The sequence below is a fragment of the Stutzerimonas sp. KH-1 genome (assembly GCF_054483855.1).
Genome location: NZ_CM137011.1, coordinates 4,118,964 through 4,145,018, shown reverse-complemented (window position 1 = coordinate 4,145,018; position 26,055 = coordinate 4,118,964). Strand labels below are relative to the sequence as shown.

The following is a 26,055-nucleotide window of genomic DNA, read 5'->3' as shown; positions in this document are numbered from 1 at the left end:
CGCGGCGCTATGACGGGCCATTCGCGCTGCCGATGCTGGTTTGCAGTTGCTAGTGCACGTGCTGATCTAGCCCCGGTGCAGTCGCCTACTGCCCATGGCCGCTCATCCTGCAATCACAAGAACAACCCGGAGGATTCATGCCACAGGTACCCGTCGCACAACTGAAGGACTTCATCGGCAAGGAACTCGGTCACTCCGACTGGCTGACCATCGACCAGCAGCGTGTCGATCAGTTTGCCGACTGCACCGGTGACCACCAGTTCATCCATGTCGACGCCGAGAAGGCCGCGCAGACCCCGTTCGGCGGCACCATCGCCCACGGCTTCCTGTCACTGTCGCTGCTGCCGATGCTCTCCGGTGACCTGATGGTGGTTCCCGAAGGCACGCGGATGGGTGTCAACTATGGCCTGGACAGCCTGCGCTTCATCCAGCCGGTACGCGTCGGCTCGCGGGTGCGGCTGGGGCTGACGCTGATCGATGCCCACGAAAAAAATCCCGGCCAGTGGCTGCTCAAGGCCCGCGCGGTGATGGAGATCGAAGGCTCGGAGAAACCGGCCTACATCGCCGAAACCCTGGCTCTGTGCATCCTCTGAGCGGCAACCCTGCGCGATTGTCGCAGCCCGCCCGGTTTGCGGCATACTGCGGACGTCCTGCCTGAGCGGATGTCCGCATGCTGCGTCTTATTCCCTTCCTGTTACTCGGTCTGCTCACCGCCTGCGGCGAGGGCGAGCCTCTCACCCCTGCCGATGGAGTGCTGCCGGACGGCGGCCGCTACCGCGGCGAGATCGTCGACAGCCTGCTGCAGGGCAGCGGACGTATCGATTACCCGAACGGCAGCTACTACTTCGGCGAGTTCAAGGACGGCCAATGGCATGGCTTCGGTACCTGGAACGGCGCCACCGGCGATCGCTACGAGGGCGAGTTCAAGCATGGCCTGTTCGACGGCCTCGGCCGCTTCAGCTACGCCGAGGGCGGCGTCTACGAAGGCGAATTCCAGGCCGGTCGCATGCACGGCCACGGCCGTTTCAGCCAGGACGGCACGGTCTACGAAGGCGAGTTCCGCAACAATCTCTACCACGGCCAAGGCAAGCTCGAGTATGCCGATGGCTACGTCCATCAGGGCCAGTTCAGCCGAGGCCAGCCGGATGGTCCTGGTACCCGCAGCGACGTCGATGGCCAGCTCAGCGGCGAGTTCAGCGCCGGCAGCCTGAACGGCGAAGGTAGCTACGTGACCGGCCAGGGCGAACGCTACAGCGGCCAGTTCGAGAATGACCAGTTCCATGGCCAGGGCCGCTACGAGGACAGCGACGGCAACGTCTGGAGCGGTACCTTCGTCCATGGCGAACTGAGTGGCACCGGCAGCCACCTCGCCAGCGATGGCAGCCGTTACGTCGGCCAGTTCCGCGGCTGGCGCTACCACGGCCAGGGTCGGCTCGACCGTGCCGATGGCAGCTTCTACACCGGCGGCTTCCGCCAGGGACGCTTCGCCGGCGAGGGTGCGCTGACCGATGCCGTAGGCCGCGAACTGCGCGGCACCTGGCGCAACGGCCGGCGCATCCGCGACGAACAGGGCCACGCCCTGCCCGACCCGCTGGAGATCGCCCTGCTGGAGCAGGGTGACCTGCTCGACAGCGCCATCGAGGCACTACCGCCATCCACCCCGGCGGCCGAACTCTATACGCTGACGTTCGCCGGCGACGGTCGCCAGAGCGTGTTCATGCGCGAAGCGGATTACGTGCAGCGGCTGCTGGCCGAGCGCTTCGAGGCCCGCGGCCAGCTCAGCCTGGTCAACCATCGCGACCACCTGGCCGACCGCCCGCTGGCGACCCGGGAGAACCTGGCGCGGGCCATCCGTGCCCTGGCCGAGCGCAGCGGCGAGGAAGACCTGATCTTCCTCTACTTCACCAGCCACGGCTCGGCCGAGCACGAACTGGTGCTGAGCCAGCCGCGTCTGAGCCTGGACGACTTGCCCGCCGGCGACCTTGCCGGGCTGCTCACGCCGCTGGCCGGGCGCAAGGCGGTGGTGGTGATATCCGCCTGCTATTCCGGCGGTTTCATCGAGCCACTGAAGAATCAGCAGACGCTGATCATGACTGCCGCGCGTGCCGACCGGGTGTCGTTCGGCTGCTCCGAGCAGAGCGACTTCACCTACTTCGGCCGCGCGCTGTTCGCCGAAGCATTGCAGGAAACCGACGATATCGTGCAGGCCTTCACGCTGGCGGCGGCAAAGGTTGCCGAACGCGAGCAGGCCGACGACTATCAGGCATCGGAACCGCAATTATGGGCGCCGGAACCGGTCGTCCAACGCTGGCAGGAACTGCAGCAGCGGCGCGCCGCCCAATGATCGCCACAGGAGCACAACCATGTATTTGACGCCACAGCGCATTCTGCTTGCCGGCGCCACCGGACTCACTGGCGAGCACCTGCTCGATCGACTGCTCAACGAACCCACCGTAGAACGCGTGCTGGCGCCGACGCGCAAGCCGTTGGCCGCGCACCCACGCCTGGAAAACCCGGTCGGCGAGCTGCTAACAGTGCTGCCAACTCTGAGCGGCGCGATCGACACGGCCTTCTGCTGCCTGGGCAGCACACTCAAGCAGGCCGGCACTCAGGAAGCCTTCCGTGCCATTGATCATGACCTGGTGCTGGCATTCGCCCGCCGCGCCAAGGAAATGGGCGCCCGCCATCTGCTGGTGATCAGCTCACTGGGCGCCAGCACGGACAGCTCGATCTTCTATCTCAAGGTAAAGGGCGAGACCGAGGCCGCACTACAGCAGCAGGACTGGCCGCAACTGACCATCGCGCGCCCTTCACAACTCATCGGCCCACGCCTGGAGTCGCGCCTGAGCGAGCGCATCGCCGCGCCGCTGTCGCAACTGCTTCCAGGCAAGTACCACGGAATCGAGGCCTGCACACTGGCGCGAGCGCTCTGGCGCCTGGCGCTGGAAGAAGGCGACGGCCTGCGCATCGTCGAGTCGGACGAACTGCGCAAATTGGGCAAGTAGCTTTCGGCCGGACTTCTGGCCGTGAGCGTCGCGAGGGCCGGCTTGCTGCCGGCTCGCAGGCGTAGCGCGGATGTCGCTATTTACTTCCGGCTAGCCCGGCCGGGCGGATCGGTGCCGCGCGATCCACCCAACGACCTGCGTGAGCCCTAGTGGCTGCTCATACCTTGATGAAGTGCTCGCGGTAATGCCGCAGCTCGGCGATGGAATCGCGGATGTCGTCCAGCGCCAGGTGAGTACCACCCTTCTTGAAACCTTCCATGATTTGTGGCGCCCAGCGTGCCGCCAGCTCCTTGAGCGTCGAGACATCCAGGTTGCGGTAGTGGAAGTAGGCTTCCAGCGTTGGCATCTGCCGATAAAGGAAACGACGGTCCTGGCAAATGCTGTTGCCACAGATCGGCGACTTGCCCTTGGGCACCCACTGCTCGAGGAATTCCAGGGTTAGGCGCTCGGCCTCCGCCGTGGAAATCCGGCTCTCGCGCACACGCTGGGTCAGCCCCGAACCGCCATGCTGGCGGGTGTTCCACTCATCCATGCCGGCGAGGACTTCGTCGCTCTGGTGCACGGCGATGACCGGTCCCTCGGCCAGCACATTGAGCTGGCTGTCGGTGACGATGGTGGCCATCTCGATGATGACGTCGTTGTCCGGATCCAGACCGGTCATTTCCAGGTCGATCCAGATCAGGTTCTGCGGGTTCTGCATGAGGGGCTCCTTGGCTGTGCGGCGCAGTTTAGCCGCTCGCGCCGGCGTCGTCAGGTGGGCCGGCCGGGTACCAGATCAGCAAGCGTGAGCCGCGCCAGTCGCCGATCGACAGCACTTCAGCCGGCTCGACACCGGGCACCGCGAAACTGTTACTGATCAGCATCGCGCCGGGGCGCATTTCCGCTTGCGCCTTTTCCCAGAGCGCCGCCATGGGCGCCGGTGAAAGGAAGCAGTAGACAACATCGTACTCGCCGAGATCGACGCGCCACAGGCTGAGCGGCTGGACCTGGCAGTTGCGCCGAGGCAGGCAGCGCAGCCAGGACAGGGCGAAGGTCAGCGGTGCGGTTTCCACTCCGACGAAGCGCGCCGCCGGATATGCCCGTGCCAGCCGCACCAGGGTACCGGCCAGCCCACTGCCCAGATCGATCAGACGAAAATCGTTCGGCAGCACCGCCAGCCGCGCACGCAACCGGCGCTCGGTCTGCGAGCCGGTCAGGTAGAGCGGCACCCGCTCGCCGAAGGCGTTCCAGTTGAGCAGCAAGAGCAGCGCGAGGCCGCTCAGCGGCGCCCATGCCGGCACATTGAGGTCGCCGGACAGCAGCAGACCAGGCACGAAGAGCAGGTTGATCGGCAACCACCAGACCGACAGGCCGAGTCGCGCCCCGATCAGTGCGGCCAGAGCGCCCTGTGCGAGCGCGGTGGGGAGCAGCCCCGGGCGCACGGCAAAGCCCCAGGCCAAGCCGAACGCCAGTAGCCAGACGAGCAACAGCGCCAGCAACTGGGCCAGCAGCGCGCGCAGAACAGGCAAGCGGGTAAGCGTGGTGGCGGACATGATCAGCGATCGTCGAACCAGGGCCGGCCAGTCTAACCGTCTGCCGACGCGCCATACAGGCCGCAGCCAGCCGGCATGCTAGACTCGCCCACCAAAACTGCGAGACAACCCCCACCCATGGCCAAACGCCAACTCAACCGCCGGCAAAGCTGGCGCATCGAGAAGATCCAGGAAGAGCGCGCCGCCCGTGCCGCGCGTCGCGAGAGCCGTGCCCTCGAGGAGCTGGAGGGCGGAGATCTCGGTCCGGAGCAGACCGGACTGGTCATCGCGCATTTCGGTGTGCAGGTCGAGGTCGAGGCACTGGAGGGCGAACACAGCGGGCAGGTGTTCCGCTGCCACTTGCGGGCCAACCTGCCGGCACTGGTCACCGGCGACCGCGTGGTCTGGCGCCCGGGCAACCAGGGCATCGGCGTCATCGTCGCGCAGCTGCCGCGGCATTCGGAGCTTTGCCGGCCGGACATGCGTGGCCAGCTCAAGCCGGTGGCGGCCAATGTCGACCTGATCGTCATCGTCTTCGCCCCGCTCCCCGAGCCGCACGCCAACCTGATCGACCGCTATCTCATCGCCGCCGAGCACGCTGGCATCGCGCCGCTGCTGCTGCTGAACAAGGCCGACCTGATCGACGAGCAGAACGAGGCAGCACTGAACCGCCTCCTCGACGTGTATCGCCAGCTGAGTTATCCGCTGCTGGAGGTCTCCGCCCATGGGGGCGCCGGCATGGATGAGCTGAAGGCGCGCCTCGACGGTCACGTCAGCGTGTTCGTCGGGCAATCCGGGGTCGGCAAGTCGTCGCTGGTCAACAGCTTGCTGCCGGGCGTCGACACCCGTGTCGGCGCGCTGTCGGAAATGACCGGCAAGGGTACGCATACCACCACCACCGCGCGGCTGTTCCACTTCCCTGGGGGCGGCGAGCTGATCGACTCACCCGGCATTCGCGAATTCGGCCTCGGCCACGTCAGCCGCGCCGATGTGGAGGCGGGCTTCATCGAATTCCAGGAGCTGCTCGGGCACTGCCGTTTCCGCGACTGCAAGCATGATCGCGAACCGGGCTGCGCGCTGCTCAAGGCACTGGAGGAGGGGCGTATCCAGCCGCAGCGCATGGCCAGCTATCGACATATTCTCAGCAGCCTGCCGGAATCGGACTACTGATAAACGGGCTGATCAGCGCGCACCGGGCTCGCTGAACTTCAGCACTCCGTCTTCGAAGATATTCAACCGCTCGCGCAGCTGTTCGGGCTGCAACGGCTCCTCGACGGGTGCCGTCGCGCCGGGCGAAGACTGGGCAGGCGCCGCACCGCCCTCATCGTCGGGCTGCGCGCCGGGCTGCTCGCCCTCGATCGAACGCTGCGCTTTCTTCGTCAGCACCAGGATGTCGATGCGACGGTTCACCGGGTTGAACGGATCCTTGCGATCGAACAGTGCCGATGAGGCATAGCCCACCACCCGCGCAATCTGCTCCTCGGGATACCCCCCTGCTACGAGCGTGCGGCGCGCGGCATTGGCGCGGCTGGCCGATAGCTCCCAGTTGCCGAAATCGCCGCGCCCGGAAAACGGCTTGGCATCGGTGTGTCCGCTGATGCTGATCTTGTTCGGCACGGCGGCGATGGTGTCCACCAGCGCCAGCAGGATGTCCTCGAAGTAAGGCTGCAGCTGGGCACTGCCGAGGGCGAACATCGGCCGGTTCTCGGCATCCATGATCTGGATGCGCAAACCGTCCTGGGTGATCTCGAAGAGGATCTGATCCTTGAACTTCTGCAGTTCGGGGTTCTCATCGACCTTGTTCTGCAGTTCCTGCAGCAGCAGCTCCAGCCGCTCGCGCTCGATCTGCTCGGCGAAGGTCTCGGCCTGCTGCGCGTCGATCTGCGCCTCGCTCTGCGCCGGCTCCAGCTCGGGGTTGAGGGTGCGATCCGGTGACGGCGTCGGCGTGCCGCCCAGGTCGATCACATGCGGACTGGCGCTTTCGGTGAAACCGATGGGGTCCTGGAAATAGCCGGAGATGAGCTTCTTCTGCTCCGGCGTGGCCGAACTCATCAGCCACATCACCAGGAAGAACGCCATCATCGCCGTGGCGAAGTCGGCGAAAGCGATCTTCCAGGCGCCACCGTGATGACCGCCCGCGACCTTCTTGACCCGCTTGACGATGATCGGTTGGGTATTGTCCATGGCGAACCTTTAGCTGCCACGCATGGCTTGCTCGAGCTCGGCGAAGCTCGGGCGGTGCGCCGGATAGAGAACCTTGCGGCCGAACTCGACGGCCAGCGTCGGCGGCATACCCGAGGCCGAGGCGACCAACGTCGCTTTGATTGCCTCGTAGACGTTGAGCTCTTCCTTGGCGTCGTGCTCCAACGCCGCGGCCAGCGGTCCAAAGAATCCGTAGGAAGCAAGAATGCCAAGGAAGGTACCGACCAGCGCCGAGCCGACCTTGTAGCCGATCATGGCGTTATCCGCCTCGGCGAGGATCGACATGGTGATCACGATACCCAGTACCGCCGCGACGATACCCATCGCCGGCAAACCATCAGCGACCTTGCTGACGGCGTGAGATGGGTGCTCGAGTTCTTCCTTCAGGCTGTTGAGCTCCATGTCGAACAAGCCTTCGAGTTCGTGCGGCGCCATGTTGCCGGAGGACATGATGCGCAGGTAATCGCAGGTGAAGGCGGTCATCCGCTCGTCCTGCAGGAAGCCGGGGTACTTGCTGAACAGCGGACTGGCGGCCGGATCCTCAAGATCGGCCTCGATGGCCATCATGCCCTCGCGGCGGCTCTTGTTCAGGATTGAATAGAGCAGGCTGAGCACTTCCAGATAATAGGTATGGGTGAAGCGCGTGCTGAACATCTTCAGCGACTTCTTGAAAACGATCTTGGTGGTACTGCCGGGGTTGGCCTGCAGGAAGCCGCCCAGGGCGGCGCCGCCAATGATCATCACCTCGAATGGATGGATCAGCGCGCCGATCTTGCCGCCCGAAAGCACGAATCCGCCCAGCACACTGGCGAACACCACGATGATGCCGATTATCTTGACCATAGGAGGTACGTCTGAAACCTGGTTACGAGCCGTCCGGATCAGGGCAAAACAGCGCCCCGAGTCGTTACCAGACGACCTTGCAAAAGGAATGTTGGAAGAATTGTTCTGGTTATCGGAACTTTTGCGCCAGACTAAAGGCCATCCCGATGAAAAGCTAGTTCGGCCATGACCACCACGCCCCCGCTACCACGCACCCTGCCCGCCTGGATCAAGGCACTCGACGATGCTCCCCTGCCCGCCTTTGCTGCCGTTCATGAACGGGTTCGCCTGGCGTTGCGCGACAGCAGCAAGTCGATGCGGCAGATCGCCGAACTCATCCAGGACAGCCCGGTGCTGGCGCTGCGCTTCATTCAGGAGGCCAACCGCGGCATCGGCGATGGCCAGCCGGCCGAAAGCCTGGAGGTCGCACTCAGCCGCATCGGCGTGCAGCGCGCCGAAGCATTACTGGCGCGCATTCCGGCCATGGAGGCGGCCGACATGCCGCGACCGCTGCGGCAACTGGTGCTGATCAGCCGCCATGCCAGCCAGCAGGCCAACGGACTGTTCGCCGCCCGCCTGGCCCGGCTGTGGCAGGAGATCCACTGGGGCAGCCTGCTGTTTCTGGCGCCGGCCTGGGCACTGATCGGCACCTATCCGCATCTGCTGGAAAGCTGGGAACAGCGGGTATTGGTCAAGGGCGAACCAGCCAGCCGCGTCGAGCGCGAACTGCTCGGCGTTTCACTTTTGGAGCTGTGCCTCAGGCTTGCCGAGCATTGGCGCCTACCCGACTGGATCGCTCAGGGCTATCGGCTGCTCGGTGCCGATCGGCGCCGGCTGATCAGGGCCCTGCATATCGCCCACGACAACGAACACCCGCTGCACCAGCAGCAGATGCTCGACGCCGACCCCGAGCTACGCCGCTGGCTTACATTGCCGAGCAACACCATCGTGCTGGCCAACGGCTTGGCGCTATCGGCACACCACAGCTGGAGCGGCGTGCACAGCCTGCGCTGGCAGCGGCTGGCCGGACTGTACCTGCAGGTGCCACTGGACGAGATGCAACAAATGGTGCACCAGCAAGCGGTCATCAGTGCCCGCGAGTTCGGCCCGACCGACCTCTGGCACCCGGCCCAGGGCCTGCTGTGGCCAACCGGCAGCCGCTTCCAGACCCTGCGCGAAGCACCGACCCCGAGCGCGGCCGACCTGGCAGAGTGGCGCGACCAATGTCGCCGCCTGCTGGGCGATCCCTCACCGTTCAGCAACATCCTGCAACTGACTGCCACAGCCAGCCGCGCACTGAACTGCGCCGGCCTTCAGCGCTCACTGGTGATGCTGGTCGACCGCAAGCAGAATCGCCTGGTCAGCCAGCAGGGCAACGGCCTGCCTGCCGATGCCGGGCGCCTGACGCTCGCTCCGGAGCAGAGCCAGATTGTTCGGCGCCTGCTGGAAAAACCTGCCCAGCTGCGACTGCAACCATCCAACATGGCGCAGTTCTCGGCCCTCCTGCCCGGCACGCTCAAGAAACTGTTCGCCGGCGAGCACCTGCTGTTGCGCTCGCTGGGAGTCGACGGGCGAGTACTGATGCTCATCGTTGCCGATCAGAACGGCGCGCCCATGTCGGACACGGTACTGCAAACATTCGTTAAAACATCCCAGTGCATCGAGCGCGCACTGAACAACCTCAGCAGGCGCGGGGGCTGATCTTTTTCGCTAGACTTCGTCCCTTCCATGACTGAGTCGAGGCCCGCCGTGTCCGTCTTTTCCCACCTGCCGCTGGTGATCGAGCCTGCCGATCTGGCCGCTCGCCTCGATGCGCCGGAACTGATTCTGGTCGATCTGACGAGCGCCGCTCGCTATGCCGAAGGCCATCTGCCGGGTGCTCGATTCGTCGACCCGAAGCAAACCCAGCTCGGCCAGCCGCCAGCGCCCGGCCTGCTTCCCGACATCGCGCAGCTGCAGCAGCTGTTCGGCGCACTGGGACATCGCCCCGACGCGGTCTATGTGGTCTACGACGACGAGGGCGGCGGCTGGGCCGGGCGCTTCGTCTGGCTGCTGGATGTGATCGGCCATCACCACTACCACTACCTCAACGGCGGCCTGCACGCCTGGCTGGCCGAGGGCCGGTCACTCACCCAGCAGGTGCCCGCAGCCGCCGCCGGCCACCCGAGCCTAACGCTCGACGAAGCGCCCACAGCCACCCGCACCTACATCGAGAGCCGCCTCGGCGCGGACGATCTGGCTATATGGGACGCTCGCTCACCGGCTGAATACCGCGGCGAAAAACTGTTCGCCGCCCGCGGTGGCCACATCCCCGGGGCGGTCAACTTCGAGTGGACCGCCGCCATGGACCCAGCACGTTCGCTGCGCATCCGCGAGGACATCGCCGAGCACCTGCGGGCACTCGGGATCGTGCCGGAGAAGGAAATCATCACCCATTGTCAAACCCACCATCGCTCAGGCCTCACCTACCTGATAGCCAAGGCGCTGGGCTATCCGCGCGTCAAAGGCTACGCAGGCTCCTGGGCCGAATGGGGCAACCTGCCTGACACCCCGGTGCAGCAATGAAAAGGACCAACATGAAAGAACGCCTGTTCGTCGCCAGCCAGTATGTGCTGCCGCATCACCTGATCTCACGACTGGCCGGCTGCCTGGCCGAATGCCGGCTGCCCTGGGTGAAGAACACCTTCATCAAGTGGTTCGTTCGACATTTCCAGGTCGACATGCGCGAGGCCCAGACGGAAGAACCTACGGCCTACGAACATTTCAACGCCTTTTTCACCCGCGCGTTGAAAGATGGCGCGCGCCCTCTAGATACCACGCCTGGCGCCATCCTCAACCCCTGCGACGGGGCCATCAGCCAGCTAGGCCGCATCGAGCAGGGCCGCATCTTCCAGGCCAAGGGGCACAGCTTCAGCGCCATGGAGTTGCTCGGCGGCGATCATGAGCGCGCGGCGCCGTTCATGGGCGGCGCATTCGCTACCGTGTACCTGTCGCCCAAGGATTATCACCGTGTGCATATGCCGGTCAGCGGCACGCTGCGCGAGATGGTCTATGTACCGGGACGGATCTTCTCGGTGAACACCGTTACCGCCCAGGGGGTACCGGAGCTGTTCGCACGCAACGAGCGGGTGGTCTGCCTGTTCGACACCGAGCATGGGCCGATGGCGATGGTGCTGGTCGGCGCGATGATCGTTGCCAGCATCGAAACGGTCTGGGCCGGACTGGTCACGCCGCCCAAGCGCAGCCTCCGGACCTTCCGTTACGACGAAACCGCGCGCGCACCGATCCACCTGGAAAAGGGCGCGGAGATGGGACGCTTCAAGCTCGGCTCGACCGTCATCCTGCTGTTCGGTCCGGACCGTGTTCGCTGGGCCGAGCAGCTCGGCCCGCTTAGTCCCGTATGCATGGGCCAAGCCCTGGGGCAGGCGGAATCGAGCGCAGTGGTCGCCGAGCCGCTCGACCAGCTCTAACGGCCCCAACCGACGTTCGGCCGCCAGCCGCTGCCGAATGTCGGCTAATATCACCAGGCCATTATTCAGTCCTGCCCGCTGCGGCAGATATTGATAGAGTTCTCATTACTCATGCCTTGAATCGCTGCGGAGCCATCGTTGGATAGACAGAGCCATCATCTGCTGTTGCGCGCACCCGCACCGACTCGGCAGAGCCTGTCCTTCTGCGATGCCAGCGTGCGCGGCGTATCCGCCTGGCTCGCCGGGCTGCCCAAAGCCAACATCGGTGAGACCGCACGTCAGCTGTATCAGGCCCTGATCGAGCTCAACCAGCTTCGCATTGGGTCCGAAACCAGGCTGCAGATACTCGAGCTGCTGCGCCCGGACGTGCACTTCGTCTGCCGGCAGCTGGAAAAGCACTACGTCAACCAGCCAATCGTGCTGGCCGAGCGCCCGCGCAAGGTCGCCGGCCTTTGCCAGGCACTGCAGAACCACCTGGCGGTCGGCTACAAGCTGATCGTCGTTCGCGTGGTCTCCCAACCCAACCGCGACCGCCACCAGCTGTTTTCCGTCGCACTGCAGCGTGCTGTTCACAGTCTGGGCGCGCTGCTCGTGCGCTCGACTCAACTCTACGGGCCGCCCGCACCCGGTCTCTGGCTGGAGATGCATCAGCTCTATCAGTTGGCGGTCGAACACGGCGTCGAGCGTCTCCTGGTCCGCGATCCGCTGGCGCAGCACGGCCCCGGCCTGAGCACCGAGCAGAGCTATATCGCCGCGCTGCTGCTCGGCTGTGCGCGCTGCAACCAGATGCGTCAGCAAAACATCATCAAGCTGGCCGCGGCGCTCGAAGCCTGGAGCGCGCTGCCATTGATCCAGGCCGGCAGCCTGGCCAGCAGCCTGTTCCTGTTTTCCCCGACGGTAGACGGCCCACCACGCTATCGCTCGTTGTTGCCAGATGCACAACAGCTGCATCTGCTCGGTATCGATACCCGTCCACTGGTCAGCCTGATCGAGGAACATCTGCGCCTGGCTCAGGAAAACCGCCAGCTGACCAACCTCCCGGCGGCTGACGGTCTCGATGACGATCTGCTGCGCCATCTGAGCTCGGCATGGGGCGCGATTTCCGAACGCACCTTCCAGCGCACCCCGGCACAGGGTGTACTCAGCCTGTGCATCGGCATGACCGCGCTGCATTTTCAGCTAGCCGGCCAGCGACCGTTCAATGAGGTACTGGAGCAGCCCGACGCATCGAACCGCGCGGTATTCAAGCTGCACAATGGCGCAACAGATGTCTGGGCCAGCGCTTTCGACGCCCAGAGCACCGCTACCGAGCTGCCGCCGGACCAGGATCATATCGAGTTCATCAGCCCTACCCGCGTACGCGCCACTCCCACTCCAGCGGCTCGCGCAAACAACACCGATCCGGTCCCGGCAAGCAGATCGACAACATGCGAAAGCCACCCGATTCATCAGGTCCAGCTGGTCGATCACAGCCCGGGCGGCTACTGCCTGGCCTGGGAAGGCGAAGTCCCCGGCCTGCTGCAGACTGGCGAGTTGCTGGGGCTGCGCGAAGGTGACGGGCAGAGCTGGAGCATCGCCGTGGTGCGCTGGATTCGCCAAGTCCGCGGGGGCGTCACGCAGATGGGGGTCCAGCTGATCGCACCGCAGGCCCAACCCTGCGGCCTGCGCCTGCTGCGCAAGGTCGATCAGGGCAGCGAGTACCTTCGTGCCCTGCTGTTGCCCGAGATCGGCGCCATCTCCCAGCCAGCGATGCTGATTGCGCCACGCCTGCCCTTCCAGGAGGGGCACAAGGTCCTGATCAATCACAACGGCGAGGAACAGCGCGCCATTCTGCACCGACGCCGTGGCAGCAGCGGAAACTACAACCAGTTCGAGTATCGCTCACTTGGCCAGCTGGCACCGGAGCGAGAGACCTCGTTCACAGGCTGGAAAGCCCACACGAGCGGCGGGGATGAAGATTTTGACTCACTCTGGAAGTCGCTGTAGATTGCCGACTCTCGCATTCTTGCCTGCCCGCGCCGCACCGGCGCGCACTTAAGCTGTTGCCATGGCCCTGCAAAAGAAAACCATCCGCCTGCTGATTCTTGAAGACTCGCAGAACGAAGCCGAGCGCCTGGTTAGCCTCTTCCGCAATGCCGGACAGGCGACCCGGGTGCATCGACTCACCTCCAGCGACGATCTGGCCGAAGCCCTGAAACAAATCTGGGATCTGCTGATCAGTGCGCCGCAGAGCGAGAATCTCGACCCCAGCGAGGCGATCAGTGCTATTCGCCGGCAGGCCAAGGACATCCCGATCATCCAGCTGACCGCCGGCAACGACGCCGAAGCGATCACCGATGCGCTGATGCTCGGCGCCCAGGACGCGTTGCCACAGGGCGAGGATGAATGGCTGCTGCTGGTGGCCAACCGCGAACTGGCCAATCTCGAGGAGCGACGCGCCCGACGCTCGGCCGAAGTCGCGCTGCGCGAGGCGGAGAAACGTTGCCAGCTGCTGCTCGACAGCTCCGTCGACGCCATCGCCTACGTTCATGACGGCATGCATATCTATGCCAACCGTGCCTACCTCGAGCTGTTCGGCTACGACGACGTCGACGATTTGGAAGGCATGCCGATGATCGACCTGATCGGCGGTGCCGACCAGAGCCGGTTCAAGACCTTCCTGAAAAACTACCAGACCCTCGAAGGCAGCGCCGAATTGGCCTGCGGCGGGGTTCGCGCCGACGGCGAAGCGCTGAAGATGCGCATGAGCTTCTCGCCAGCCGCCTATGACGGCGAGCCTTGCATCCAGGTGGTGATCCGCGCCGAGAGCGACAGCGCCGAACTGCAGAAGCTCCGCGAGATCAGCAGCCAGGATCCGGTGACCGGCCTGCTCAACCGCAACAGCTTTGTCGAAGTCATGGATACCGCGGTCGAGCGCGCGGTCAACGCAGGCCAGAGCGCGACCCTGGCATACATCCGCATCGACCGTTTCGCTGCATTGCAGGCCGATATCGGCCTGACCGACTCCGACCAGCTGCTCAGCCAGCTGGCCACCCTGCTGCGCGGGCACTTCCCGAGCGACACCCAGCTGGCGCGCTTCGCCGATGATGTGTTCACCGTGCTGCAACCCGGCGTCATACCGCAGCAGGCCGAAGCGGAACTGCGTGCGCTGCTTGGCAAGGTCGAAGGGCATCTGCTCGATGTAGGCGGGCGCACGGTGCAGGTCACCCTCAGCATCGGTGTCGCCGGCCTCGACGAAAAGACCGCCAAGGCCCAGGACGCCATCGAGCGCGCGCACCGCTGCGCCGATGAGCTGAGCGACGGCAATGCGCTGAAGATCTATAACCCCGCCGACGAGCTGGCCGCCGCGGCGAACCGCGGCGATATCGCCGCCATGCTCAAGCAGGCACTGGAGAACAACAGCTTCCGGTTGCTGTTCCAGCCGATCATCAGCCTGCGCGGCGACAACTTCGAGCATTACGAAGTCCTGCTGCGACTGCTCGATCCCCAAGGCGCGGAAGTACCGCCCAACGAGTTTCTCAGCGCCGCCAGCGAGGCCGGCCTGGCCAGCAAGATCGACCGCTGGGTCATTCTCAATTCCATCAAGCTGCTCGCCGAACATCGCGCCAAGGGCCATAGCACCCGCTTGTTCCTGCACCTGTCCGCCGCCAGCATCCAGGACTCCAGTCTGCTGCCCTGGCTCGGCGTCGTACTCAAGGCCTCGCGCCTGCCCGGCGACTCACTGGCCTTCGAGTTCGGCGAAGCCGATGCCGTCGCCTATCTCAAACCAGCCAAGGCATTAGCACAGGGCCTGAGCGGCCTCGGTTGCCGAATTGCCCTGGCCCAGTTCGGTTGCGTGCTGAACCCCTTCAACACGCTCAAACACCTGGATGCCGAGTTCATCAAGGTCGACGGCTCCTATACCCAGGATCTGAGCCGCCAGGAAAATCAGGAAGCGCTCAAGACGCTGCTGGCCGAGCTACACGAGCAGCGCAAGCAGAGCATCGTGCCTTTCGTCGAAAGCGCCACGGTACTCGCCACGCTCTGGCAGGCCGGCGTCAGCTATATCCAGGGGCATTACCTGCAGGGCCCCAGCCAGTCGATGGATTACGACTTCTCCTCCGACGAGGAGTGAGCCCGGCTGGCCCAGCGGCCAAAACAGACTCCTCCTGCCAACTCGCCCTGAGTTGATCGTGGTCATCCGCTGGCCGCAACGCTGGGCTAGAGTGTCCGGACGTCTTCACTTTCAGAAGGAGTCGTGCCATGGCCATGATGAAAGCCGCCGTGTTCGTCGAACCCGGGCGCATCGAACTGCAGGACAAACCCATACCCGAGATCGGCCCGAACGATGCGCTGTTGCGGATCACCACGACAACCATCTGTGGCACCGATGTTCACATTCTCAAGGGCGAGTACCCGGTTGCCCCGGGACTGACCATTGGCCACGAGCCGGTGGGCGTCATCGAAAAGCTGGGCAGCAATGTCAGGGGCTACCAGGAGGGCCAGCGCGTGATCGCTGGCGCCATCTGCCCGAGCTTCACCTCCTACGCCTGCCAGGACGGCCTGCCGTCGCAGGATGGCGGCTGCTCGTGCCACGGTTACAAGCCCATGGGCGGCTGGCGCTTCGGCAATACCATCGACGGCACCCAGGCCGAGTACGTGCTGGTACCCGACGCCCAGGCCAACCTGGCGCCGGTGCCGGACGGCCTGACCGACGAGCAGGTGTTGATGTGTCCGGACATCATGTCCACCGGGTTCGCCGGCGCCGAGGCCGCCAACATCAAGATCGGCGACATCGTGGTGGTCTTCGCCCAAGGCCCCATCGGCCTGTGTGCTACTGCCGGAGCCAGACTGCGTGGCGCCGGCACCATCATCGCAGTGGACGGCGTCGATGCGCGGCTGGATATCGCGCGCAAGATGGGTGCGGATGTGACGCTCAACTTCCGCAATGTCGACGTGGTGGACGAGGTGCTCAAGCTGACCGGCGGCCGCGGCGTCGACGCTTCCATCGAGGCGCTGGGCCTGCAATCGACATTCGAGAGCGCGTTGCGAGTACTCAAGCCGGGCGGCACGCTGTCCAGCCTCGGCGTCTATTCCAGTGACCTGACCATTCCGCTCGGCGCCTTCCACGCCGGCCTGGGCGACAACAATATCGTCACCTCGCTCTGCCCCGGCGGCAAGGAGCGCATGCGCCGGCTGCTCAACGTGGTGGCTTCAGGAAGAGTCGATCTCGGCCCGCTGGTGACCCATCAGTATGCGCTGGCCGATATCAATGACGCCTACGATCTCTTCGCCAACCAGCGCGACGGGGTATTGAAGGTAGCGATCAAGCCATGAGACCTGACCGCGACGGGCTGATGCCGCAGTATCAGCCCGTCGCCGTCACTCGGAGCCTTCGCGATCGCGGAAGCCCAGCAGATAGAGGATGCCGTCCAGCCCCAGCGTGGAGATCGCCTGCTTGGCCGACTGCTTGACCAGCGGCTTGGCGCGGAAGGCGACGCCGAGGCCGGCCAGACCGAGCATCGGCAGATCGTTGGCGCCATCGCCAACGGCAATGGTCTGCTCCAGACACAACCCTTCCTGCTCGGCCAGCTGACGCAACAGATCGGCCTTGCGCTGGGCATCGACGATGGGCTCGACCGCCACGCCGGTGACCTTGCCATTCTCGATCTGCAATTCGTTGGCGAATACGTAGTCGATGCCCAGCTTGGCCTGCAGCTGCTTGGCGAAGTAGCTGAAGCCGCCGGACAGAATCGCGGTCTTGTAGCCCAGACGCTTGAGCTCGGCGAACAGCACCTCGGCACCCTCGGTCAGCCGCAGGCTGGCGCCGATATCGGCGAGGACGTTCTCTGACAGCCCCTCGAGCAGCGCCAGGCGCTCCTTGAAGCTGGCGCGAAAGTCCAGTTCGCCGCGCATGGCGCGCTCGGTGATCTCGGACACCTGTTCACCGACGCCAGCGGCCTTGGCCAGCTCGTCGATGACCTCAGCCTCGATCAGCGTCGAATCCATGTCGAACACGGCCAGGCGGCGGTTGCGCCGGTAGACCGAGTCGCGCTGGAAGGCGATGTCGACGTTCAGCTCCTGAGCCACGCTGAGAAACTCGGCGCGCAATGCGGCGGTGTCGGCAGGCTCGCCACGCACCGAAAACTCGATGCAGCCCTTACCTTGTTCTTCGGGCATGTCCAGCGGCATGCGTCCGGACAGACGATCTATGTGATCGATGTTGAGGCCATACTTGGCGGTGATCGAACTGACCCGCTGCAGCTGCTCGGCGGTGACCTTGCGAGTCAGCAGCGTGACGATGTGCCGAGCCTTGCCCTGGCCGGCCACCCAGTGCTGATAATCGGCCTCGGCGACCGGCGTGAAGCGCACCTGCTGGTCGTGCTTGTACCCCATGAACAGCACGTCCTTGAGCACCGACGAGGCGCGCTCATTGTCGGGTATCTCGATCAGGATGCCGAACGACAGGGTGTCATGGATCACTGCCTGGCCGATGTCGAGAATGTTCACGCCTCCCTGGGCGAGCACGCCGGTGATGGCCGCGGTCAGGCCCGGACGGTCTTCACCGGTGATGTTGATCAGGACGATTTCGCGCAAGGCGCAGCTCCCATGACAGGCAATGAAGGCCGGCATTCTACATCAGCTCGCCGTGCGCCAGGACAGCGTCTACGACTCCCGCTAGCAAGCCCTGCGTGCCGCGTCCTCTTTAGCTAGACGCTCCCACGCAATTCGTCAGCTGATAGCTGCAGACCTTCAGCGCCCACCGTGCTTTCCGTATACTGCTCGGCAATTTCCCGACGAGAAGAGCCGCGCTCTGTGAACCGGCCCGCATCCGTAAAGCCCGACAACTTCTTTCTCATGCTCTACCGCGCAGTGCGCCAGCATCGCGTGCCACTGGTGCTGCGTATCGCCAGCCACACGCTGCTGCTGGTGGCGCTGGCGCTGATCATCTATGCCTGGGTGATCGGCATGCAGTTCAAGCACGCCATGGAACAGCAGGCCGATGCCCTCGGCCAGAGTCTGGTGACACAGACGGCGGCGTCGGCCACCGACCTGCTGGTGGCCAACGACATCCTCAGCCTCAACGTGCTGCTGAGCAATCTGGTGAAGAACCCGCTGGTCGCCCATGCGGCGATCTACAGCGTGGACAATCGCGTGCTGGCGGAGTCCGGCACGCGCCCACAGCAGGGCTTGCTAGGGGACGACAATGGCCTCTACTCGACGCCGATCAGCTTTCAGGAGGTGATCGCCGGGCACCTGCGTGTCAGCCTCGACATGCAGCAGTTCCAGCAGCCGATGACCATCAGTCTGCAAAGCATGGGCCTGCTCAGCCTGATTCTGCTGGCGCTGACCCTTACCCTGAGCATGCGCCTCGGCCGCCAGCTATCCACGCCGCTGATGCAGATGCGCCTCTGGCTACGCGATCCGGACGACCCGGCACCGGGCGCCGGGCGGCAGGACGAAATCGGCGACCTTGCCCGGCAGCTCCAGGCACGTCTGGTGCCGGAAAAACCCGAGCCGGAGCTTGACCTCAGTGATGCACTGGACGAGGACTATTTCGAGCAGGACGAAGACCGCACCAGCCATGACAGCCCGAGCCTATCTCGCCCCGAGCGCTTCGAGGTCGACCTGGACGAAGACCAGCCGCAGCGTCAGGTGCGGCTGTCGGCGAGCACCGACGATGATCTGGAGATAGCGCACGACGAACCGCCATTCGACAGCCCCGCTCCCGCCAGCCGAGCTCCGCAGCCGACGGCCGCGCCACGCTCGACGCGCAGCGCCGTGCTGGCCATCCAGCTCGGCAATCAGGATCAGCTGCGCCGCCTGCCGCGCGAGCGCCTGACCGAACTGCTGCAACGCTATCGTGATTGCCTGCAGCAGGCGGCGACGCTCTACCAGGCCGAGCTGCATACGCTCAACGACGGCAGCAGTCTGATGCTGTTCCATAGTCAGGACGACGAGCAGAATTACCTCACCCATGCCATCTGCTGCGGCGAGCTGATGCGCGCGCTTGGCCATGCCCTGCAGATCGACCTCGCCGACAGTGGTATCACCCTGCAGCTGCAGCTGGGCCTGACCCAGGGCGACAACCTGTTCGATCTCGGCCAGGGCGACCTGCTGCTCAGCGAAGCGGCACAGGCCGCACTGGAGATGTCGCTGCACAGCCGTAATCTGCTGCTGGTCGAGCGCAGCATCAGCGACGACCGCCTGATCCAGCAACGTGCCCGCATCCGCCCGATCGCCAGCCCGGAAGGCGCCTGCTGCGTCGAGCGCCTGCTCGACCCCTACCCGTCATTGCTGGAGCGTCAGCTCGCACGCATGCACGAGCTACGTAGCCGCACCCACTGACGCAAGCCATACGATCGCTTTCAAGCGAGTCGCGCGGCGAGCATGCCCGCAGTGGCAACCAAGCCCGAGAGAACGAAAAAGCCCGACCAGATCGCTGGCCGGGCTTTTTCATTGCGCTGGCTGCAACAGCAGCCGCGACAGGGTCAGAAGCGAAACACTTCCATGTCGGTGCGGATAGGTTCGGCGGCCGGGATCCGCGGTGCCGGCGCTTCGGCAGATTTGACCGGCGGCTTGGCTGGCGCAGGCTTGGGCGCCGTCTTCGCCACCAGGGTCGGCTCAACCGCCTGCGCCAACATCTCGCTCAGTCGCTGAAGCAACTGACTCTGCGCACGTACCTGGTCGGTTGCCGTGCCCTGATGCTCCTCCTGCAGCCGCACCAGGCGAGTGCCCAGATGCTTGCCCGCCTTGTCCCTGAGCCGCCACTGCGCCTCGAGCACCGCCGGGTACTGCGGACCGGAATCCAGACGCGAGATCGACAGCTCGATCTGTACCTCCGCCGCGAAACCCTCTTCAGCCGGGCCGAGCACGAGGCTCTGGGTGTCCAGGCGCCAGGCCAGCTGACGCAGCAACACCTGCTCGATGTCACCCTTCAGGCTGCCCGCCCAGCGTGCCTGCTGATCATCGGCAGCCAGGCTGCCATCGGCCAGGCGCTGCAGCAGAGCATCGCGCTGCAGGTAGTCGGCCAACGCCACCGGCGCCAGCAGCACGGACGCTCCATCGGTTCTTTCAGGCACCTCGGTCGTACCGCTGTCGAGCCGATACATCGGCGCCGGCTTGAGCCCGATGCAGCCTGTCAAGCCAATGCTGGCCAGCAACAAAACAGTCGGAACACGCAGCAAGTTCTTCATTACCGTCATAACACCATAATTCTTCTGGCCGCCTGCGGCCCTACGGCCAGCAATGCCTCGTGCATATGTAGCGCGCCGGAAAACGAATAAGCGACGCGAAAGAAAAGCACCGGAGACATGCCGCAGGCTGGAAAGGCAGCTATCTTCCGTGAAAGCGGCCGTCGATTCCAGCGCCAATGCGCTTGTCAGACCTCGACCTGCAGCCCTTCGACACGCTGGAAGCCGCGTGGCAGCTTGTTGCCGCGCCGCCCGCGCTCGCCCTTGTAATGCTCGAGATCTTCGGCCTTGAGCGACAGCGTGCGCTTACCGGCCTGCAACAGCAACGTCGCACCGGCGGGCAATACCGCCAGATCGACCAGATACTCCTCGCGGCTGGCCACCCGCTCGCCGGGAATGCCAATGATCTTGTTGCCCTTGCCCTTGCCCAGCTGAGGCAAATCGCGCACCGGGAACACCAGCAGGCGGCCTTCGGTCGTCACGGCAGCCAGCCAGTCCTCCTCGCGGTTGGCCAACGGCCGCGGCGCGACGACCTTGGCGCCTTTCGGCAGCGAGAGCAGCGCCTTGCCGGCCTTGTTCTTGGCCTGCAGGTCCTCACCCTTGACGACGAAACCGTAGCCGGCGTCCGAAGCGATCACATAGAGCGCCTCGTCATCGGGCAACAGCACGCATTCGAAGCTGGCGCCTGGCGGCGGGGTCAGCCGGCCGGTGAGCGGCTCGCCCTGGCCACGTGCCGAAGGCAACGAGTGCGCCGCCAGCGAATAACTGCGTCCAGTGGAGTCGATGAACACCGCATATTGATTCGAGCGCCCGGCCGCAGCCGCCTTGAAGCCATCCCCGGCCTTGTAGGACAGGCCGCTGGCATCGACATCGTGGCCCTTGGCGCAGCGCGCCCAGCCCTTGTCGGAGATCACCACGGTGACCGGCTCGGACGGCAGCAGCTCGTTCTCCGACAGCGCACGGGCCTCGGCACGCTCAACGATCGGCGAGCGACGGTCATCGCCGTAGGTTTCCGCGTCCTCGATCAGCTCCTTGCGCACCAGCTTCTTCAGCTTGCTTTCGCTGCCGAGCAGCGCCAGCAGCCGCTCGCGCTCCTTGGCCAGCTCGTCCTGCTCGCCGCGGATCTTCATCTCCTCCAGGCGCGCCAGCTGGCGCAGGCGGGTATCGAGGATGTAGTCGGCTTGCAGTTCGGACAATTCGAAACGCGCCATCAGCACCGGCTTGGGCTGATCCTCGGTCCGGATGATGTGGATCACCTCATCCAGATTGAGGAAGGCCACCAGCAAGCCTTCCAACAGGTGCAGGCGCTTCTCGACCTTGTCCAGGCGGAACTGCAGACGACGGCGCACGGTACCGATGCGGTAGGTCAGCCACTCGCTGAGCAGGGTGCGCAGGTTCTTCACCTGTGGACGCCCATCGAGCCCGATGACGTTGGTGTTGACCCGGTAACTGGACTCCAGATCGGTGGTGGCGAACAGGTGCTGCATCAGCGCCTCGACATCGACCCGGTTGGAGCGCGGGATGATGACGATGCGACAGGGGTTCTCGTGGTCCGACTCATCACGCAGGTCGGCGACCATTGGCAGCTTCTTGGCCTGCATCTGCCCGGCGATCTGCTCGAGCACCTTGGAGCCGGACACCTGGTGCGGTAGCGCGGTGACCACCACGTCGCCGTCCTCGACCCGGTACACCGCACGCATGCGCACGGAGCCGCGGCCGGTTTCGTAGATCTTCAGCAGGTCCGCGCGCGGCGTGACGATCTCGGCCTCGGTCGGGAAATCCGGCCCCTGCACATGCTCGCAGAGCTGCTCGACGCTGGCACTCGGCTCGTCGAGCAGACGCACGCAGGCGGCGGCGACTTCACGCAGGTTGTGCGGCGGCACGTCGGTGGCCATGCCCACGGCGATGCCGGTGGTGCCGTTGAGCAGCAGGTTGGGCAGCCGCGCCGGCAGGGTCGCCGGTTCGTCGAGGGTGCCATCGAAGTTCGGTACCCAGTCCACCGTGCCCTGCCCCAGCTCGGACAGCAACACCTCGGAATAGCGTGACAGGCGCGCCTCGGTGTAGCGCATGGCGGCGAAGGACTTGGGATCGTCCGGTGCACCCCAGTTGCCCTGACCGTCGACCAGCGTGTAGCGGTAGCTGAACGGCTGTGCCATCAGCACCATGGCCTCGTAGCAGGCGCTGTCGCCGTGCGGGTGGAACTTGCCGAGCACGTCACCGACGGTACGCGCGGACTTCTTGTGCTTGGCGTCGGCGTTCAGGCCGAGTTCGCTCATGGCATAGACGATGCGTCGCTGCACCGGCTTCAAGCCATCGCCGATATGCGGCAGTGCGCGATCCATGATCACGTACATGGAGTAATTGAGGTAGGCCTGCTCGGTGAAGTCGGCGAGGGAGCGCCGCTCCACGCCATCGAGGCTCAGGTCGAGGGATTCGCTCATGGTCGATCCGTTACATGCTGGCGCAGCACCAGGGTGCCGGCGCGCTGGGTGAATTCAAGTTGTTTCAGGGCGCTCATGCCGAGCAGAACCTGTTCGCTGCGAAAGCCGGGGGCGACGATGGCGCGCACATCGCGCAGCCTGATTTCGCCAAGTTCGAGACTTGGCAGCACGGTGCGATAGCCGGTGGTCTGGCCATTGGCGGTGTGCAGCATCACCGGTGCGCCACGCTCCAGCCCCAGCCGTTCGGCCAGCTCGGCCGGCACCGCGACATCGGTGGCGCCGGTGTCGAGCAGAAAGGTGACCGCCTCGCCGTTGATCTTGCCGCTGGCGACGAAATGTCCTTGGACGTTGCCAGCCAGCTGCACCTCGATCTGCTCGCCCTGCAGCTGGGATACGGGTTGGCGGTTGGGGTTGACGCGATCTGCCTCCCAGGCGGCGAAGAAGCGTGTGGCCAGGAACAGCCCGATACCCCAGGCGAGCACCAGCATCACCCGCCCGGCACGACGCCCGGCCGTCTGGCTCAAGGCTTCGAACTCCAGCCGCCTTTCGGCGCGGAGAATCGCCAGACAATGGGACGCTTCTCGCCGTCACCGCGAGCCTTGCCGTTGTTGTCGACGCCAATCCAGGCGCCCTCTTCGTCGATCCACAACGCTTCGGCATTACCGTAGGGCTCTGCGTAACGGCGCTCCTCGGTCAAAGCCTCCTCGGCGAATGACCAGCAGCGCTCGACCGCACCAGTGGTGAGGCTTCGACGGCAGACGCGGTAGGCCGAGGGTTCCAGCACGAAGACCTTGTCGCCGAAGAACGCCACCGCCGAGAAGCTTTTCGGCAGTGGTGCATCGCCCAGTGCAGGGGGCGGCGGCTGATCGCCACCCTCGGCCATCAGCACGCAGCCGCCCGTACACTGCCAACTGCTCTGCTGGCGATGTAGAACCAGCAACCCTCGGCGCTCACGCTCGGCGGCAAGCCAGAGGCGCTCGGCCTTCGGATCGACGGCGATGCCCTCGAACAATGCATTGAAATGCCAGAGCATGCCGCTGGCCCGCGCCTGGCGCACCAGCGATTCGGGCAGGCGCAGCCACTCCGCCGTGCCCGCCGGGCTCACCCGCAGCACCGCGGCATGCGCCTCGCTGACCAGATAGCGATTGCCCAGGCTGTCGCAGCTCAGCCCTTCGAAATCCAGGTGACCACCGCGTACGTGGCCACTGAGCCAGGTGCGCATGCGCATGCCCCAAGGCAAACCGCTATCCGGCGGAGGGCCGGCTTCGAAACGCTCGGGCTCCGCCTGCCAGGGCGATACGCTGGTATCCAGACGATAGAGAACGTCATCTTCGCGGTCGGAAACGGCCCACAGCGCATCGCCGCACCAGGCTATTCCGGACAGGTTGCCACCGCTCATACCCATCACCGGGTGCTCGCTCAACAGCTTCAGCTCGGGCGCCGGCTCATTGGCCCAGAGCGGTGCCGAGGCCAGACTCAGCAGCGCCAGCCAGCGACGGATCAAACCAGCACCTCCGCCAGGTTGCCCTTGGACTCGAGCCAGCTCTTGCGATCGCCGGCGCGCTTCTTCGCCAGCAGCATGTCCATGATTTCCCGGGTACCCTCGAAATCATCCAGGGTCAGCTGCACCAGGCGGCGAGTATTGGGGTCCATGGTGGTTTCCCGCAGCTGCGGCGGGTTCATTTCACCAAGGCCCTTGAAGCGCGTCACCTGAGGTTTGCCGCGGCGTTTCTCGGCCACCAGCCGCTCGAGGATACCGTCGCGCTCGGCCTCGTCGAGCGCATAGAAGATGTCCTTGCCCAGGTCGATGCGATACAGCGGCGGCATGGCGACATAGACATGGCCTGCCTCGACCAAAGGGCGGAAATGCTGAACGAACAGGGCACAGAGCAACGTGGCGATGTGCAGGCCGTCGGAGTCGGCATCGGCGAGGATGCAGATCTTGCCGTAGCGCAGCTGGGCCAGATCGGTGGCGCCCGGGTCGACGCCGATGGCCACGGCGATGTCGTGCACCTCCTGGCTGGCAAGCACCTCGCCGCCGTCGACTTCCCAAGTGTTCAGGATCTTGCCGCGCAGCGGCATGATCGCCTGGAACTCCTTGTCCCGTGCCTGCTTGGCGGAGCCGCCGGCCGAGTCGCCTTCGACCAGGAACAGCTCGGCGCGCATCGGGTCCTGCCCGGCGCAGTCGGCCAGCTTGCCGGGCAGCGCCGGGCCCTGGGTGATCTTCTTGCGTTCGACCTTCTTGCCGGCCTTGAGGCGGCGCCCGGCGTTGCTGATTGCCAGCTCTGCCAGTTGCATGCCCAGCTCCGGGTGGGCATTGAGCCAGAGGCTGAAGGCATCCTTGACCACGCCCGAGACGAACGCCGCCGCCTCGCGGGACGACAGGCGCTCCTTGGTCTGCCCGGAGAACTGCGGCTCCTGCATCTTCATCGAGAGGACGAAGGCGATGCGCTCCCAGATGTCTTCCGGCGCCAGCTTGAGCCCACGCGGCAGCAGGTTGCGGAACTCGCAGAACTCGCGCATGGCATCCAGCAGCCCCTGGCGCAGACCGTTGACATGGGTGCCGCCCTGAGCCGTTGGAATCAGGTTGACGTAGCTCTCCTGAACGCTCTCGCCACCTTCCGGCAGCCACAGCAGCGCCCAGTCCACCGCCTCGGTATTGCCGGCCAGGGCACCGACAAAGGGTTCGTCCGGCAGGCGCAGATACTCGCTGACCGAGTCCACCAAGTACGAACGAAGACCATCCTCGTAATGCCACTCGACCTTCTCACCGCTGGCCTTGTCCTCGAAGCTGACGCTCAGCCCCGGACAGAGCACAGCCTTGGCCTTGAGTACATGCTTGAGCCGGCTGATGGAGAATTTGGGGGAATCGAAGTATTTCGGATCGGCCCAAAAGCGCACGCTGGTACCGGTGTTGCGCTTGCCGACGCTGCCGATGACTTCCAGGTCGGTGGCCTTGAAGCCATCGGCGAAGCTCATGCGGTACTCGTTGCCGTCGCGCTTGACGGTCACTTCGACCCGCGTCGACAACGCGTTGACCACCGAGATGCCGACGCCGTGCAGACCACCGGAGAACTGATAGTTCTTGTTGGAGAACTTACCGCCCGCGTGCAGCTTGGTGAGGATCAGCTCGACGCCCGGCACGCCCTCTTCCGGGTGAATGTCCACTGGCATGCCACGGCCGTCGTCGATCACTTCCAGCGAGTTGTCTTGATGCAGGATCACCTGGACCGAGCGGGCATGGCCGGCGAGGGCTTCGTCGACGCTGTTGTCGATGACTTCCTGGGCCAGGTGATTGGGCCGCGAGGTGTCGGTGTACATGCCGGGGCGCTTGCGCACCGGATCGAGGCCGGAAAGAACCTCGATGGCTTCTGCGGTATAAGACATCTGTCTGGCACTGTCCTTATGTTCTGAACAATCGGCCCATGCGA

21 protein-coding genes are annotated in these 26,055 nt (G+C 64.9%); 11 read left to right on the top strand and 10 right to left on the bottom strand.

The genetic code is table 11. The features are described 5' to 3' along the window. Window positions 1–137: 137 nt before the first annotated feature. The 3 genes from ACX1DW_RS19780 to ACX1DW_RS19770 all read left to right on the top strand — a co-directional run bounded on the left by ACX1DW_RS19780 (window position 138) and on the right by ACX1DW_RS19770 (window position 3,005). Complete coding sequence (locus ACX1DW_RS19780) at window positions 138–593, top strand: MaoC family dehydratase (protein WP_458992227.1); 456 nt, start codon at window positions 138–140, stop codon at window positions 591–593. A 77-nt stretch (window positions 594–670) separates the two neighbouring features. Beyond that, window positions 671–2,344: a C13 family peptidase gene (locus ACX1DW_RS19775; RefSeq protein WP_458992226.1), complete on the top strand. Its 1,674-nt coding sequence runs from the start codon at window positions 671–673 to the stop codon at window positions 2,342–2,344. A gap of 19 nt (window positions 2,345–2,363) precedes the next feature. Next, window positions 2,364–3,005: an oxidoreductase gene (locus ACX1DW_RS19770; protein ID WP_063540836.1), complete on the top strand. Its 642-nt coding sequence runs from the start codon at window positions 2,364–2,366 to the stop codon at window positions 3,003–3,005. A 157-nt stretch (window positions 3,006–3,162) separates the two neighbouring features. Here the strand turns inward: ACX1DW_RS19770 and orn are convergent, their stop codons facing one another. Beyond that, complete coding sequence (gene orn / locus ACX1DW_RS19765) at window positions 3,163–3,705, bottom strand: oligoribonuclease (protein ID WP_133455525.1); 543 nt, start codon at window positions 3,703–3,705, stop codon at window positions 3,163–3,165. A 28-nt stretch (window positions 3,706–3,733) separates the two neighbouring features. Next, window positions 3,734–4,537 carry a class I SAM-dependent methyltransferase gene (locus tag ACX1DW_RS19760; protein WP_458992225.1) on the bottom strand — a complete coding sequence of 268 codons (804 nt, stop codon included), beginning with the start codon at window positions 4,535–4,537 and terminating at the stop codon, window positions 3,734–3,736. Between the two features lie 117 nt (window positions 4,538–4,654). Here ACX1DW_RS19760 and rsgA point away from each other — a divergent pair, with 117 nt between their 5' ends. Next, window positions 4,655–5,686 (top strand): small ribosomal subunit biogenesis GTPase RsgA, encoded by a 1,032-nt coding sequence (gene rsgA / locus ACX1DW_RS19755; protein WP_125867092.1) that lies wholly within the window; start codon window positions 4,655–4,657, stop codon window positions 5,684–5,686. 12 nt (window positions 5,687–5,698) lie between these two features. Here the strand turns inward: rsgA and motB are convergent, their stop codons facing one another. Together motB and motA are read right to left on the bottom strand one after the other, a co-directional pair. After that, window positions 5,699–6,700, bottom strand: a complete 1,002-nt coding sequence (gene motB, locus ACX1DW_RS19750; protein WP_063540832.1) for a flagellar motor protein MotB — start codon at window positions 6,698–6,700, stop codon at window positions 5,699–5,701. Window positions 6,701–6,709: 9 nt separating this feature from the next. Continuing rightward, window positions 6,710–7,561 (bottom strand): flagellar motor stator protein MotA, encoded by an 852-nt coding sequence (motA, locus tag ACX1DW_RS19745; RefSeq protein WP_102838780.1) that lies wholly within the window; start codon window positions 7,559–7,561, stop codon window positions 6,710–6,712. A gap of 165 nt (window positions 7,562–7,726) precedes the next feature. Here motA and ACX1DW_RS19740 point away from each other — a divergent pair, with 165 nt between their 5' ends. From ACX1DW_RS19740 to ACX1DW_RS19715, 6 genes are all read left to right on the top strand, one after another. Continuing rightward, window positions 7,727–9,241 (top strand): HDOD domain-containing protein, encoded by a 1,515-nt coding sequence (locus ACX1DW_RS19740; RefSeq protein WP_458992224.1) that lies wholly within the window; start codon window positions 7,727–7,729, stop codon window positions 9,239–9,241. Between the two features lie 48 nt (window positions 9,242–9,289). Continuing rightward, window positions 9,290–10,105 (top strand): rhodanese-like domain-containing protein, encoded by an 816-nt coding sequence (locus tag ACX1DW_RS19735; RefSeq protein WP_152481824.1) that lies wholly within the window; start codon window positions 9,290–9,292, stop codon window positions 10,103–10,105. A gap of 11 nt (window positions 10,106–10,116) precedes the next feature. Then, the gene (gene asd / locus ACX1DW_RS19730; protein WP_458992223.1) at window positions 10,117–11,010 is read left to right on the top strand and encodes an archaetidylserine decarboxylase; all 894 of its coding nucleotides are present in this window, start codon (window positions 10,117–10,119) and stop codon (window positions 11,008–11,010) included. Window positions 11,011–11,148: 138 nt separating this feature from the next. Next, window positions 11,149–12,996, top strand: a complete 1,848-nt coding sequence (locus ACX1DW_RS19725; RefSeq protein ID WP_458992222.1) for a molecular chaperone — start codon at window positions 11,149–11,151, stop codon at window positions 12,994–12,996. A 61-nt stretch (window positions 12,997–13,057) separates the two neighbouring features. Continuing rightward, entirely contained in the window at window positions 13,058–15,124 is a 2,067-nt protein-coding gene (locus ACX1DW_RS19720) for an EAL domain-containing protein (RefSeq protein WP_458992221.1), read from the top strand. 128 nt (window positions 15,125–15,252) lie between these two features. After that, the gene (locus ACX1DW_RS19715; protein ID WP_458992220.1) at window positions 15,253–16,326 is read left to right on the top strand and encodes an NAD(P)-dependent alcohol dehydrogenase; all 1,074 of its coding nucleotides are present in this window, start codon (window positions 15,253–15,255) and stop codon (window positions 16,324–16,326) included. Between the two features lie 45 nt (window positions 16,327–16,371). On the opposite strand, the gene serB is transcribed toward ACX1DW_RS19715, so the two are convergent. Beyond that, window positions 16,372–17,586, bottom strand: a complete 1,215-nt coding sequence (gene serB / locus ACX1DW_RS19710) for a phosphoserine phosphatase SerB (RefSeq protein WP_444815774.1) — start codon at window positions 17,584–17,586, stop codon at window positions 16,372–16,374. A gap of 219 nt (window positions 17,587–17,805) precedes the next feature. On the opposite strand from serB, the gene ACX1DW_RS19705 reads away from it, so the two are divergent. Beyond that, window positions 17,806–19,338, top strand: a complete 1,533-nt coding sequence (locus ACX1DW_RS19705; protein WP_152481828.1) for an AhpA/YtjB family protein — start codon at window positions 17,806–17,808, stop codon at window positions 19,336–19,338. 143 nt (window positions 19,339–19,481) lie between these two features. Here ACX1DW_RS19705 and ACX1DW_RS19700 read toward each other — a convergent pair whose 3' ends face one another. The 5 genes from ACX1DW_RS19700 to parE form a co-directional block, all read right to left on the bottom strand. Then, entirely contained in the window at window positions 19,482–20,186 is a 705-nt protein-coding gene (locus ACX1DW_RS19700; protein ID WP_458992219.1) for a PqiC family protein, read from the bottom strand. Between the two features lie 185 nt (window positions 20,187–20,371). Further along, window positions 20,372–22,624: a DNA topoisomerase IV subunit A gene (gene parC / locus ACX1DW_RS19695; protein WP_458992218.1), complete on the bottom strand. Its 2,253-nt coding sequence runs from the start codon at window positions 22,622–22,624 to the stop codon at window positions 20,372–20,374. Further along, on the bottom strand, window positions 22,621–23,148 hold the full coding sequence (locus ACX1DW_RS19690) for a retropepsin-like aspartic protease family protein (RefSeq protein ID WP_110775683.1): 528 nt from the start codon (window positions 23,146–23,148) through the stop codon (window positions 22,621–22,623). The genes parC and ACX1DW_RS19690 overlap by 4 nt, the downstream gene beginning before the upstream one ends. After that, a complete protein-coding gene (locus tag ACX1DW_RS19685; RefSeq protein WP_458992217.1) occupies window positions 23,145–24,128 on the bottom strand; it encodes an esterase-like activity of phytase family protein in 984 nt (327 codons plus the stop codon). The genes ACX1DW_RS19690 and ACX1DW_RS19685 overlap by 4 nt, the downstream gene beginning before the upstream one ends. Further along, on the bottom strand, window positions 24,125–26,011 hold the full coding sequence (gene parE / locus ACX1DW_RS19680; RefSeq protein WP_102838791.1) for a DNA topoisomerase IV subunit B: 1,887 nt from the start codon (window positions 26,009–26,011) through the stop codon (window positions 24,125–24,127). The genes ACX1DW_RS19685 and parE overlap by 4 nt, the downstream gene beginning before the upstream one ends. Between the last annotated feature and the right edge of the window lie 44 nt (window positions 26,012–26,055).